At 55.4% G+C, this 12,973-nt stretch carries 7 protein-coding genes and 2 pseudogenes; 4 read left to right on the top strand and 5 right to left on the bottom strand.

From position 1 onward, the window contains the following. The first annotated feature begins 3 nt into the window (after positions 1 to 3). A complete protein-coding gene (locus ACJ8QI_RS11910) occupies positions 4 to 2,310 on the top strand; it encodes a penicillin acylase family protein (protein ID WP_442532537.1) in 2,307 nt (768 codons plus the stop codon). Positions 2,311 to 2,661: 351 nt separating this feature from the next. On the opposite strand, the pseudogene ACJ8QI_RS11905 reads toward ACJ8QI_RS11910, so the two are convergent. After that, a pseudogene (locus ACJ8QI_RS11905) lies at positions 2,662 to 3,249 on the bottom strand (IS3 family transposase); the annotation flags it as partial. Positions 3,250 to 3,325: 76 nt separating this feature from the next. On the opposite strand from ACJ8QI_RS11905, the gene ACJ8QI_RS11900 reads away from it, so the two are divergent. Then, positions 3,326 to 4,534, top strand: coding sequence for an IS256 family transposase (locus ACJ8QI_RS11900; RefSeq protein WP_442532536.1), 1,209 nt, complete (start codon positions 3,326 to 3,328; stop codon positions 4,532 to 4,534). A 19-nt stretch (positions 4,535 to 4,553) separates the two neighbouring features. Here the strand turns inward: ACJ8QI_RS11900 and ACJ8QI_RS11895 are convergent. From ACJ8QI_RS11895 to ACJ8QI_RS11880, 4 genes and pseudogenes are all read right to left on the bottom strand, one after another. Then, a pseudogene (locus ACJ8QI_RS11895) lies at positions 4,554 to 4,946 on the bottom strand (Arm DNA-binding domain-containing protein); the annotation flags it as partial. Positions 4,947 to 5,291: 345 nt separating this feature from the next. Next, a complete protein-coding gene (locus ACJ8QI_RS11890; protein WP_442532535.1) occupies positions 5,292 to 7,703 on the bottom strand; it encodes a membrane-bound PQQ-dependent dehydrogenase, glucose/quinate/shikimate family in 2,412 nt (803 codons plus the stop codon). Between the two features lie 138 nt (positions 7,704 to 7,841). After that, positions 7,842 to 9,218, bottom strand: a complete 1,377-nt coding sequence (locus ACJ8QI_RS11885) for an MFS transporter (RefSeq protein WP_442532534.1) — start codon at positions 9,216 to 9,218, stop codon at positions 7,842 to 7,844. Positions 9,219 to 9,475: 257 nt separating this feature from the next. Next, on the bottom strand, positions 9,476 to 11,371 hold the full coding sequence (locus tag ACJ8QI_RS11880) for a bifunctional sugar phosphate isomerase/epimerase/4-hydroxyphenylpyruvate dioxygenase family protein (RefSeq protein WP_442532533.1): 1,896 nt from the start codon (positions 11,369 to 11,371) through the stop codon (positions 9,476 to 9,478). 229 nt (positions 11,372 to 11,600) lie between these two features. On the opposite strand from ACJ8QI_RS11880, the gene pcaH reads away from it, so the two are divergent. Continuing rightward, the gene (gene pcaH, locus ACJ8QI_RS11875; protein WP_336842612.1) at positions 11,601 to 12,338 is read left to right on the top strand and encodes a protocatechuate 3,4-dioxygenase subunit beta; all 738 of its coding nucleotides are present in this window, start codon (positions 11,601 to 11,603) and stop codon (positions 12,336 to 12,338) included. Next, a complete protein-coding gene (gene pcaG, locus ACJ8QI_RS11870) occupies positions 12,338 to 12,958 on the top strand; it encodes a protocatechuate 3,4-dioxygenase subunit alpha (protein ID WP_336842610.1) in 621 nt (206 codons plus the stop codon). The genes pcaH and pcaG overlap by 1 nt, the downstream gene beginning before the upstream one ends. Positions 12,959 to 12,973: the final 15 nt, after the last annotated feature.

The following is a 12,973-nucleotide window of genomic DNA, read 5'->3' as shown; positions in this document are numbered from 1 at the left end:
TTTATGTCAAAGGGTTATCGTCGTACAGGTAAGATTTTTTTGGGGTTGGTCACTGGCATTTTTATATTGCTGCTGCTGTCCGCCATGGCTGGCTGGCTGGCATTGCATCAGAGTCTGCCCACGTTAGACGGCACGTTGAAGGTATCCGGCTTGACCGGTGAAGTGAAGGTCATGCGGGATCGACGTGGTGTGCCGGATATTGTTGCAGCAGATAGCCAGTCGGCCTATTTTGCTCTCGGTTTTTTACATGGACAGGAGCGGTTTTTCCAAATGGATTTGCTGCGTCGCAGCGCCGCAGGCGAGCTGGCAGCACTGGTAGGTAAAGGCGGTCTCAAGATGGACCGGCAGCGACGGATATTTCAACTACGTGAGCGGGTTCGGCGTGAATTATCGGTGCTTCCTGAAGCTCAGAGGCAGCGCTTAGCGTCCTATACTGACGGGGTGAATGCCGGCTTACATGCTCTGAAAAGCCGCCCATTCGAGTACTGGCTATTGCGCACGTCACCTGAATCCTGGCGTGATGAAGACAGCTTGCTGGTCATTGCTGCCATGTATTTCGACCTTCAGGGTACTCAACCTGGCAGGGAATATGCACGTGGATGGATCGCCAGAAACAATCCTTCACAGGCCGATTTTCTTCTGCCTACAGGTAGTCGCTGGGATACGCCGCTTTCCGGTAATGTCCCTGTATCACCGGAAATCCCCCGTACTGCACCGGTTTGGTGGGGCAAACCAAGCGGTACTGGTGAGGTGAAAACCGGGGAGGATATGAAAGGAAGCAACGGCTGGCTGATTGCCCGGGATGGCAAAGCTTTTCTGGCGAATGACATGCATCTTGGGCTAGCGTTACCCGGGATCTGGTATCAAGCGCAGATCCAATACGTGCAGCAAAATGAAAAGATAAAGCTGGCCGGGATCACGCTTCCCGGTGTGCCGTTCTTACTCAGTGGAAGTAACGGTAATATTGCTTGGGGTTTTACTAACAGTTATGTGGATACCTTCGATTGGGTCATCGTGGATGAAAGTGTAAAAATACGCTCACAACAGGTCGCACTGGCGGTGAATCATGGTCTGGCGGAAACATTCACGGTTCGCACTAGCGACTGGGGGCCGGTGGTATCAACACCCCTCGGTGATATGGCGATGCGATGGGCAATTGAATTACCTGGAGCACTTAACCTTAACTTGATGGCGATAGGTGAAGAGAAAAGTGTTGATGCTGCCCTAGAGACGGGGAAACGCGCGGGGATCCCGGTGCAAAATCTCCTGGTGGCCGACAGCCATGGCAATATTGGCTGGACCCTGGCTGGCGCACTACCCGACCGGTTTTCTCCCGGGCAGCAAAACACGTTTCCGCTTCAGGCTACGCCGCAGAGTCAGTGGCGTGCAGAGTCTCTTAACCCCGACCGCCACCCACTGCGTGTTAATCCTGCAGAAGCTGGTATTGTTACCGCGAATAATCGCCTACTGTTTGATACCACAGGAGATGAACTCGGCGACGGTGGAGCGGACATGGGGGTTCGTTCTTTTGCTATTTCGCAGAAGCTGAAATCGAAAATCTCTGTCAACGTCCAGAGCATGCATGAGTTGCAACTGGACAATCAAGCGCTGTTGCTGCAGTCATGGCGTGACTGGTTGCTACATAGTCTCGGCCAGCGTCAGGAAGGAGAAACCACTGACCGCACACGGATGCGCACCCTGCTGGCCTCATGGGATGGCAATGCCAGCGCCGGTTCGGCCGCTTATGCACTCGTCGCCCGCTGGCGTGATGATCTCTACTCAACGCTTTTCGGTGAGCTGGACAGCCAGCTGGCAAGCCAATGGCCGCAGGCTATTTACCGGCGTGCCAACCCTCGCTGGGATGAAACCTTATTCTCACTGATGAATGCGGGAAAATGGGTGCCAAGAGGGAATAGCAGTTGGGAAGACTTTACGCGGCATTCGCTGGATATTGCCTGGCAGGCGACGGCAGCAGGCCATACGACCTGGGGCGATGTCAATCGTAGTGATTATGAGCATCCGCTGGCGAAGTCACTGCCGTTAGTGGGGCGTTACTTGCGTTCACCTGTCGTGCCGTTATCAGGGGATAACAATGTTATCCATGTGAATCGCCCGTCATTTGGGGCCTCTGAGCGAATGGTTGTTTCCCCTGGAGATGAGCAACAGGCCACGCTGAGCTTACCGTCAGGGCAAAGTGGTAATCCACTTAGTCCTTGGTGGTTAAATAATTTTTCTAATTGGACACAAGAAGATGCTCAGCCGATGTTGCCAGGCGAAGCCAAATATCAGTTAATTCTTGAAGGTAATTAATATCAGATAATACCCTCTCCTCAAGGTTTCACTCTTGGGGGAGGGATTACTTTGCTATACTCGGTCGTTTGGAGAGCTTTCAGGTTGGCATCAGAGAATGGAAGGGGTTAAGGGACAGACCCGCAGCCTGAATTAATTAAATGAACTTAAAGGTAAATATCTGACAGGCTCTGAATTGAAATCGATGTCGTTTGCAACCACCCTAAAATTTGGTCATATGGTACCGATTGAGGAGCAATTGTATCTATTGGAGCGAGATGTTAGCGGGGAGCCATTACCGTCAGCCATGTTGTTGTAGACGGATATGTACCTTAACTGGACTGACCCCATGGCTGTAGACATATCCTGTCCTCACGACGAGGCCTGTTCAAAGGTCTCCGGACTGACGCCGCCGAGATGACTGTGGCGCCGGGCCCGGTTGTAGAACACTTCAATGTAATCGAAGATATCGGCCCGGGCCAGATCCCGGGTTTTATAGATGCGTTTTCTGATCCGCTCTTTTTTCAGTGAACTGAAGAACGATTCGGCCACTGCATTATCCCAGCAGTTGCCACGCCGGCTCATGCTCGGGACCAGGTTATCGGCCCGGCAGAAGCGCTGCCAGTCGTCGCTGCCGTACTGGCTGCCCTGGTCTGAGTGCACGATGACCTCGCTGTCCGGTTTACGCCGCCAGAGCGCCGTCATTAGTGCATCCAGCGCCAGTTCGCGTGAGAGAGTGGGCTTCATCGACCAGCCGACCACGTTACGGGCGAAGAGATCGATAACCACCGCCAGATACAACCATCCCTGCCAGGTGCGGATATAAGTAATATCGGTGACCCAGACCTGATTGGCCCGGACAACGGTAAACTGCCGCTGCACGCGATTAGGAGCGACCACTGAAGGTCTGCCGGCGATACGACGTGGCGCTTTATAGCCGCGTACAGCTTTAATCCGGTTCAGCGAGCCTGTACATAGATTTGTGTAATTACCTGATTTTGATATGTTCAATCCAACATCAAAAACAGGTTAATTTATGGACGAAAAACAGTTGCAGGCTCTGGCTAACGAACTGGCCAAAAATCTCAAAACCCCTGACGACCTCAACCAGTTCGATCGTCTGCTGAAAAAAATTAGTGTCGAGGCGGCGCTCAACACCGAAATGACCCACCACCTCGGCTACGATAAAAATCAGCCCAAACCGGCGACCAACGCCCGCAACGGCTATACCCAAAAGACGGTTATCACTGGCAATGGCCCGCTGGAGCTGCGTACACCGCGCGATCGTGATGGCTCTTTCGAACCGCAGCTGGTGAAGAAGAACCAGACCCGGCTCACCGGTATGGATAACCAGATTTTATCCTTATATGCCAAAGGGATGACCACCCGCGAGATAGCGGCTGCATTCAAAGAGCTGTATGACGCGGATGTCTCCCCTGCGCTGGTATCGAAGGTCACCGACGCAGTGATGGAACAGGTTACCGAATGGCAAAACCGTCCACTGGATGCGGTATATCCCATTGTTTATCTTGACTGTATCGTTCTGAAAGTCCGGCAGGACAACCGCGTCATCAACAAGTCCGTGTTGCTGGCGCTGGGTATCAATATCGAAGGCCAGAAAGAACTGCTGGGTATGTGGCTGGCTGAAAATGAGGGTGCGAAGTTCTGGCTGAACGTGCTGACAGAACTGAAAAACCGTGGCCTGAACGATATCCTCATCGCCTGTGTCGACGGCCTGAAAGGCTTCCCGGACGCCATCAATACAGTGTATCCGGAAGCCCGCATCCAGCTGTGCATCGTGCATATGGTGCGCAACAGCCTGCGGTTCGTCTCCTGGAAGGACTACAAAGCCGTCACCCGCGACCTGAAAGCCATCTATCAGGCTCCCACGGAAGAAGCAGGCCAGCAGGCGCTGGAAGAGTTCGCCAGCGCCTGGGACAGTCGCTACCCGCAGATAAGTCGGAGCTGGCAGGCAAACTGGGCCAACCTGACGACGTTCTTCGCTTACCCGGCAGACATCCGCAAGGTGATCTACACAACGAATGCCATCGAGTCGCTGAACAGCGTGATCCGGCATGCCATCAAGAAGCGCAAGGTGTTCCCGACGGACGACGCAGTGAAAAAGGTGGTGTGGCTGGCAATCCAGGCTGCGTCACAGAAATGGACGATGCCCCTGAGGGACTGGCGTATGGCGATGAGCCGCTTTATTATCGAGTTCGGTGACCGCCTGGACGGTCACTACTGAGAAAAGGCATTTACACAGAATCGTGTACAGGGTCAATCCATTGGTTCCCATGTTTTTCATTTTTCCAGCCCGGCAGTAATTCTGCATGAACTTTTCGTGCAGCCGTTTCAAACGTTGGAATCGCCTCTTTTTCCGACTCTGCTTTTCGGGCATCTAACGGGTCTATCCCATTAGCTATTTGTTCTCGCATTGGAAGTGCAAGCTTGCCCGCTTGGGCTATCCCAATATCAGGATAAGACCCCAAGCCAGCATTACGTCTCTTGCCAGTAATTGGGCTGGTATAACGAAAAACCCACTTACCCAGACCTTTTGTTGGAGACGAATGGAGAGTCAACCCTGTAATTTCACCATGGGGTAAAGAGGAATCTCCTGGCTTAATGTGCCGGGCTTTTGTATCTGTCAGTATTGCCATAAGATGATTGACCTACATTTTCAGTATGCCATCCAGTATGCCATGAATGTCAGATTTACTTGATATTCGGTTATGCTGTATTGGACAAGGTTTATCATAGTTATTTGATAAATATAGAAACATTGGCATTGGTTGGCTCTGGTTAGATTCGAAATAGGCGGCCCCTCTCTCCGCCACTATTCAATCACTTACGAATAAATCTTTCAACGATCCCCATCACAGTAAAACTTCCGTCCTGACCGGTTGCTGCCCCTTTTCCTTGCCCCGATCCTTTTTCGTCTTACCGTTTGTCATGTTGCGAACGATAGGGCGGGTTTGACACCGCCCGTTGCTTATGGGATTGACTCACTCACTAACCCCCATGCCCACTGGATATCTCTCGCCGGATGACTTGTCCGGTAGCGCATAGGCGATAATGTAGTCGCCGCGCATCGGTGATTGCCGCGCGCCACCCGCATTGATGACAATGTACTGTTTGCCGGTTTTCGGCGAGAGGTAAGTCATCGGGCCGGATTGGCTCCCTACCGGCAAGCGCGACTTCCAAATCTCTTTACCGTTGGCGGTATCAAAGGCGCGTAAATAGAAATCCTGCGTGCCGGCGAAAAACAGGAGACCCGACTGCGTCGACAGCGGCGCGCCCAGCGTTGGCATGCCGATAGGGATCGGCATACGCATGCTGATGCCGAGCGGCCCGGTATCCTCGACTGTCCCGACAGGGACCTGCCACACCAATTTGCCGGTAGTCAGGTCTACGGCGGACATCGTGCCGAACGGCGGTTTCTGGCAGGGGATCCCCAACGGGGAGAGGAACCGTTCTCGCATGGCCCCGAACGGGGTCCCCTCCATCGGGACTATCCCCATTTCAATACCGCTGGCGTTGGTCGGAACCTTATCCCTCGGCACCAGATAATGCGCCAATCCCAGACGCATGTCGTTGACGAACATCAGGTTATTGTGCGGATCCACGGAGACGCTGCCCCAGTTCATCCCTCCCAGGGAGCCTGGGTATTGAAGGGCGCGGTCTTCACCCGGCGGGGTGAAAATGCCCTGATAGCGCATTTCTTTAAACTGAATGCGGCATAGCAGCAGGTCAATCGGCGTTGCGCCCCACATATCCGACTCTTTCAGCTGTTCATTGCCTATCATCGGCATTCCCACCGAGTACGGCTGGGTGGGGGAATAGCGTTCACCCTTGATCGTTCCCGCCGGCACAGGGCGCTCCACAACTTGCGCGACGGGCTCGCCGGTCACGCGGTTGAGCATGAAAATCATGCCTTGCTTGCTGGTTTGCACCAGAACCGGCGTAATGCCGCCTTTGCCGTTGGGCAAGTCGAACAAGAGTGGTTGTGAGGGCAAATCGAAGTCCCACAGATCGTGGTGGGTCGTCTGATAGTGCCAGCGAACTTTGCCGGTAGCGGCGTCTACGGCGACGACGGCGGAGCTGTATTTATCGTCCAACGCGCTGCGAGTGCCACCGAAAAAGTCTGGCGTCGCGTTGCCTGTGGGTAAATAGATTAAGTTCAACTGTTTGTCATAGGACATGGCTGACCAGACATTCGGCGTGCCGCGAGTATAGGTTTGCCCCTCCGGCGGCAGGCCGCTCAGTTCAGGATTGCCCGGATCCCAGGCCCACACGAGGTTGCCGGAGTGGACATCATAAGCTCGAACAACGCCGGGAGGTTCGTCGGTGGAAAAGTTATCCGCTACGCGCCCCCCCACGACGACGATTTCTCCGGCTACCAGCGGCGTGGAGGTTTGTTGATAATAGCCCGGTTTGATTTCGCCCATGCCGCTGCCGAGATCGACGGTACCGCGATCGCCAAAGGCGTTGCACAATTTCCCCGTGTCGGCATCAAGGGCGATGAGTCGAGCGTCAATTGTGGGCAGGAACAAACGGCGCGAACAGAGCGCGGATGGGCGACTCGGGTTTGCTACCGCGGGTGTGGCGTGACTCTCGTAGTAACCCAGGCCCCGGCAGCGTTGCCAGTTCGGCGAGGCGGCTTGCGGATCGAAACGCCATTTTTCTTTCCCGCTATCCACATCCAAAGCCAGCACTTTACTGTATGGGGTGCAGACATAAAGCGTGTCGCCGACCTGCAAAGGCGTATTTTGATCTTCCGCACCCGAACCTTTACTTGCGGGAATATCGCCGGTATGGGCCATCCAAGCCACCTGCAATCGGGCAACGTTCTGTTTGTTTATTTGGTCAAGTGCGGCGAAGCGATCGCCGTAAGGGGTATTTCCCCAGTGCTCCCAATTCTTTTGCTGCTCACCGGCGGCTACCGGAAACACGGGAATGGCTTTCGTCGCGCTGACCAGCGGTTGGGATCTGAACATCCACCCGAAGCTGACGCCCAGCCCGATAGCGAGGAGCGCTGCTAAGCCGAAAGCCGGGCCTTTTTTGGCCGAATGGCCGGGCATTAATGGCCAGGCGATAGCGCAAAGAAACGCTAAAACGCCGAGGGTGAAAAGGCGCGAGAACAGTGGCCAGTAATGCCAGCCGGCATCGGCGACGGCCCAAAACAGGGAGGCGACGAAGGCGATCGCGTACAGGATGATGCCGCTGCGACGGCGGCGAGCAATCAGTATGGCGGCGATAATCATCGCCAGACCCATCGCCATGAAATAAAACGTTCCGCCGACGAAGGCCAATCTGGCGCCGAGAAGGCAGATTACCAGGCCGATAATGAACATCAATCCGGCAAGAAACCACAGGAAGTACTTTTTCCCGTCCCGCGTCCTATGCGCTTTTTGCATATGAGCTCCTTAGTGACTTTTCTCTGAGGTGGTTAAGTAAGGGGAATGAGGTGGCGTCTTTTCCGGAGAAAGGAAGGCAGGGAATGTTACCCCTGATATCCTGTCGCCGCTCTTCAAACGAGGTGCGACCCCGTGCGTTCAGCGAATGTCATTTGAACGTGCGTCAAAGCAGGCCGCATACTCATGCCCTGCCGCCTGGCGAACTTGATAGCGCCCTTTGGCGACGATCATCGCCACCGTCAGTAACGCCGGTAGCGCCAGCACGGTGAAAATGGTGCTGAAGCTCCAACCGAGCGCCAACATTTCAGCGCCGGCCAGAGCGCTTAATATGGCGCCCAAACGACCGATGCCGTGCATCCAGCTGGATCCGGTTGCCCGAGCCTCGGTGGGATAAAAGCTGGCCGACAGGGCGTTCATACCGGTGTTGGCTCCCCCGATGCAGAATCCGATCGCCATCGCGCAGCCTCCCATCAAGACCGGGTAGCCCATCGCCGGCCCCATAAGCAGAGTGAACAGCGCCCCCATCCCATAAATGGACGCCAAAGCGCGATGCGGTTCGGATCTGTCCATCAGCCAGCCGGAAAACAGCGAGCCCAGCGTGCCGCCGGCCTGAAACAGTGCGGTGATGATCGCCGCTTGCGTGACGTTGAAGCCGCCTTCTTTAATGAGCAGCGGCAGCCAGTTGCCCAAGGTATAGAACAGAAACAGCGCGGCAAAATACGAGCCCCACAACATTAAACTGCCGAAGCGGTACTGCGTGCTCACCACTAATTTGATGGGATGCGTGCAGGCCTGGTTTGGCGAGGGCAGCATGACGGTGCTGTGCCGAAGATCGAGCTCGGGCGCCAGCTTCGCCAAAATCCGCTGAATGCCGCCATTTGCTGCCCGTTTCGCTACCAGGAAGCAAACCGATTCGGGTAACGCCACGACCAACAAGGGAACGAACAGAACAGGCAAAACGCCGCCGAGCAGCAGCACGGCGTGCCAACCAAAGCGCGGCATCAGCCAAGAGGCGGCAAACCCGCCGAACGCCGCGCCGAAGGTGAATCCGCAGAAGACGACGGTAATTAAGAAAGCGCGGCGCCTGGCAGGCGCGAATTCCGCTACCAGTGTGCCGACATTCGGCATGGCGGCACCCAATCCCAATCCAGTGAGCAGGCGAAATAACATCATCTGCTCCATATTTTGAGAAAATGCCGTCGCCAGTGTCCAGATGCCAAAAAAGAATACGCTGTTAATGATGACCACTTTGCGGCCAAATCGGTCTGAAAGCGGGCCGGAAAGCATCGCGCCCAACGACAGGCCAATCAACGCCGCACTGATCACCAGGCCCAACTCGCGGTTAGTAATCTGCCAGTCCGCTTTTAGCTCAGGAGCAATAAACCCCATGATGGCGATATCGAATCCATCCAGAGCAATGATGCAAAAGCCGAGCAACACGACCATCTTTTGCCATTTTCCTAAGGGGCGACCGTCGATCAGCGCCCGTACATTAATTGCTTTGTTTTCCGCCATGAGGATGCTCCGGTGCAAGAGTTGAGTGTCGTCACTATAAGCAGCCGCTGGGGAGGCGATAAATGGCGATTATCGAAATAGTGTGCGTTTATCGGTCATTTTGGTGGCGGCGTGACGCGAGATGGATGTTAACGTTTTGTTATGGAAAGAGATTGCGATGGGAAATACGGCGTCGGAGGCAGATGAGGAGTGTGAGCGCGATCATTAACCTTTTCAGTCACATGAAACAATAAGCGGGCCTCGATGGCCCGCAGAGGCTAACGCATGGCGGTCAGTCTCACCGGCGCATTGGCGGCGCCGAAGCCGCGGTAGCCGCCCCGACGTTCCAATAGCTCGAAGAAGAAGCGTCCTTTCTCGTAGGCGACGGTGTAGACATGCAGTAACTCCCCACCTTGCTCGTCTCGATCGTAGAGCACATTGAACGCTTGCAGTTGCGAAAGGAAAACGGGATCAAGATCGAATCGCGCTCGAAGGTCTTGATAGTAGTTATCGGGGATGCGCAGCGTTTTTAATCCGCGCGCCTGCGCCGCTTTCACCATGCTGAACAAATCCTCGCAGCCAAAGGCGACGTGCTGCAACCCCGCGCCCTGATAGGTGGTTAACGCCTGGGCGATTTGGGTTTCCCGGTTCACCGACATATTCAGCGGCAGCCGGATGGCGTCGTTGGGGCTGCGCAACACGCGGCTGCGGACCAAACCCAGCGGATCGGGCAATTCCCACTCGTTGTCCTGCACAAACCCCGGCACGCTGCGCAGGAACATGATCCAGTTGCCGCAAGATTCGTCCGCCAGCGCTATCGCCAGGTGATCGATGCTCTGCAGCGCGGGTTGTGGCGCGCTGCGATGGGTCAGATGAAAGTCGGTATGATAAATATCGTGCCCGGGGTCTTCGTCCGCCTCCACCAGATAGATAAGGCTGCCGTCCGGCGCGCACAGGGCGGGAATCTGCCGCTCGTTGGGGCCGGTTTCTCCTTGCCAGAGGGCATAGCCATAGTCTTGCGCCCGCCGCAGTAAACGTTCTACGCCGCGCACCCGCCATGCGACGGCGCAAAGGGAAATGCCGTGCAAATGATAATAGCCGCTGGCCTGACTTTCCGGCTGGGCATTCAGAATGACGTTCACTTTACCGCTGCGATAGAGGGCGACGCTTTTGGTGCGATGTTCTCCGGCGTGAACCAACCCCAGCTGCGTCAGCCATTGGCCCATCGCCAGCCCGTCGTTGTGCGAGACGGCAAATTCGATAAACTCCAGCGCCAGCAAGGGGGGATGCGTTTCTGAATGAAATAATGAATGTTCTATGAGCGAGGTGATGGCGTTGGGCAGCAGTGGCTGTTTGGCCAGCCAGTCATGGGTTTGTTCCTCCAGCCACAACAACGACCGGAAACCGTCCTGTGCCGTGGGCAGCACCGGCGAGGCGCGGAAACCATCGTTAAATATTTCCAACGACCAGGCGCCGCGGTAACCATGAGCGGAAAGCTGAGTCATAAACTGGGCCAGGTTCAGTTCTCCTTGTCCGGGGAAACAGCGGAAATGGCGGCTCCAGGTGAGCACATCCATCTTCAACAACGGCGCATCCGCCAGTTGGACAAACACAATTTTTTCGGGTGGCACTTCATCGAGGCCGTCAAGGTTGTCGCCGCGCGACAAAATGTGAAAACTATCGAGAATGAGCCCCAACGCCGGATGGTCTACGGCCTTAACCCGCGCCCAGGCGTCCCGCCACATATTCACGTGACGTCCCCATGCCAATGATTCATAACCGACAGTAATATCATACTCGGCGGCCAATTCCGCCAGCGCGCGCAAATCGCGCACTTGAGTGGTCATGTCGTCGCTGCTGTCGGGTGAGACGTTGCTGCAGAGCAACATGCGCGAGCAGCCCAATTGCTGCATGACCTCGAACTTGCGAGCCGCCCGGGAAAGGTTCTGCGCCAGCTTTTCGCGCGGGCCTCCTTCGAAGTCCCGAAACGGCTGAAACAGTAAAATCTCCAGGCCCAGCTCGGCGCACAGATCGCGGATTTGCGCCGGTGAACCGGGGTAATAGACCAGATCGTTATCGAAAATTTCGACGCCATCAAAGCCTGCGGCGGCAATGGCCCGCAGTTTTTCCGGCAGCGAGCCCGATACCGAGACCGTAGCGATAGAACGTTTCATTATTGCCTCCAGTTAAGCGGTCATGGATTGACCTTAAAGCGACCATTCAGTGGTGAGGCGAACCACCGACGGGAATTGAAACCTGTTATGGACCAAATGAAATGTTTCGTCAATTCGTCACGTTACATGATTTTTTGTTATATAAAGCGATCGGTTTTCTCACTTTACTTTTACATATTGCGCTTCCTACACTCTGTCGCCTGTACCCGAAAAAAATAAGGATACCAGGATGAAAAGTGATTGGACGGCTCGTGAACTGGTGCATCGCGATTACAGCCATCATCCGCCGGCGCTGGCGCCGCTGTACAAAACCAGCGTGCTGCGATCGCCGCGTAATGCATTAATCTCATTGCAAAACTCGCTGTCTGAACTGACTGCCCCCGTTTTCACGCCAAGGGATATCGGCCCGATTGATAACGATCTGATCCTGAACTACGCCAAAGACGGCTTACCGATCGGCGAGCGGATCATCGTGCATGGATTTGTTCGTGATGCCTTCGGGGCGCCGGTGCGCAACGCGCTGGTCGAGGTCTGGCAGGCCAATGCGGGGGGGCGCTATCGCCACAAAAAGGATCAGTATCTGGCGCCCATCGATCCCAACTTTGGCGGCTGCGGCAGAATGTTGACGGACGAGCAGGGGTATTATTGCTTTCGTACGATCAAGCCGGGCCCGTATCCCTGGCGCAATCAGGTCAGCGACTGGCGTCCGGCGCATATTCACTTCTCGCTCTCCGGCGAGGCGTTTGCGCAGCGGTTGATAACGCAGATGTATTTCGAAGGCGATCCGTTGCTCGTTCGTTGTCCCATCCTGCAGTCGGTGGGCAGCGACGATGCGATGCGCACGCTGATTGCCGAGCTGGATATGCATGCGGCGGTGCCGTTGGACAGCCTGGCCTACCGTTTCGACCTGGTGCTGCGGGGCCATCGGGCCACGTGGTTTGAGAATCGTACACAGGGAGCGGCGTGATGAAAAAGTATTTGCCTGAAACGGCCTCGCAAACCGCCGGCCCCTATGTGCACATAGGCTTGGCGCCGCATGCCGCCGGCTTTGATATTTTTGAGCGTAATTTCACCCATGTGTTGACGCAGCCGGAGACGCGCGGGGAACGCATCATAGTGGAAGGGCATGTCTATGATGGTTCCGGCACGCCGGTTCGGGATGCGCTGGTTGAAGTCTGGCAGGCCAACGCCGCCGGTCGATACCAGCATCCCGCCGACGGCCAACGAGATAAACCCGACGACCCCGCTTTTCGCGGCTGGGGGCGAACCTGTTCGGATTTCACCAGTGGCCTGTGGCAATTTGAGACGATTAAACCGGGGCGGGTGAGGGGGCGCGATGGTCGCATGATGGCGCCTCATCTCAATTTATGGATCGTGGCCCGCGGTATCAATATCGGGTTGAATACGCGCCTTTACTTTGCCGACGAGCAGGCGGCGAACGCCGAAGATCCAGTGTTGAATCTCATTGAATGGGAAAAACGGCGCGGCACGTTATTGGCGCAAAGGCGTCAGCGCGGCGACCAGACGGTATACCATTTCGATATCTGGTTACAGGGTGAGAACGAGACCGTTTTTTTTGATATTTGACCCCCGTTCGTCCTG

It is taken from the genome of Serratia sp. CY84636 (genome assembly GCF_052166245.1).
In the GTDB taxonomy this organism is placed as follows: domain Bacteria; phylum Pseudomonadota; class Gammaproteobacteria; order Enterobacterales; family Enterobacteriaceae; genus Serratia; species Serratia nevei.
The sequence above is the reverse complement of the archived record's forward strand: the minus strand, read 5'-3'. Positions and strand labels throughout refer to the sequence as shown.

Excerpts from the sequence above, each read along its gene's own strand:
- ACJ8QI_RS11910 (WP_442532537.1), top strand. The coding sequence starts at position 4 with ATGTCAAAGGGTTATCGTCGTACAGGTAAGATTTTTTTGGGGTTGGTC.
- pcaH (WP_336842612.1), top strand. The coding sequence starts at position 11,601 with ATGAAAAGTGATTGGACGGCTCGTGAACTGGTGCATCGCGATTACAGC.
- ACJ8QI_RS11890 (WP_442532535.1), bottom strand. The coding sequence starts at position 7,703 with ATGCAAAAAGCGCATAGGACGCGGGACGGGAAAAAGTACTTCCTGTGG.
- ACJ8QI_RS11880 (WP_442532533.1), bottom strand. The coding sequence starts at position 11,371 with ATGAAACGTTCTATCGCTACGGTCTCGGTATCGGGCTCGCTGCCGGAA.
- ACJ8QI_RS11885 (WP_442532534.1), bottom strand. The coding sequence starts at position 9,218 with ATGGCGGAAAACAAAGCAATTAATGTACGGGCGCTGATCGACGGTCGC.
- pcaG (WP_336842610.1), top strand. The coding sequence starts at position 12,338 with ATGAAAAAGTATTTGCCTGAAACGGCCTCGCAAACCGCCGGCCCCTAT.
- ACJ8QI_RS11900 (WP_442532536.1), top strand. The coding sequence starts at position 3,326 with ATGGACGAAAAACAGTTGCAGGCTCTGGCTAACGAACTGGCCAAAAAT.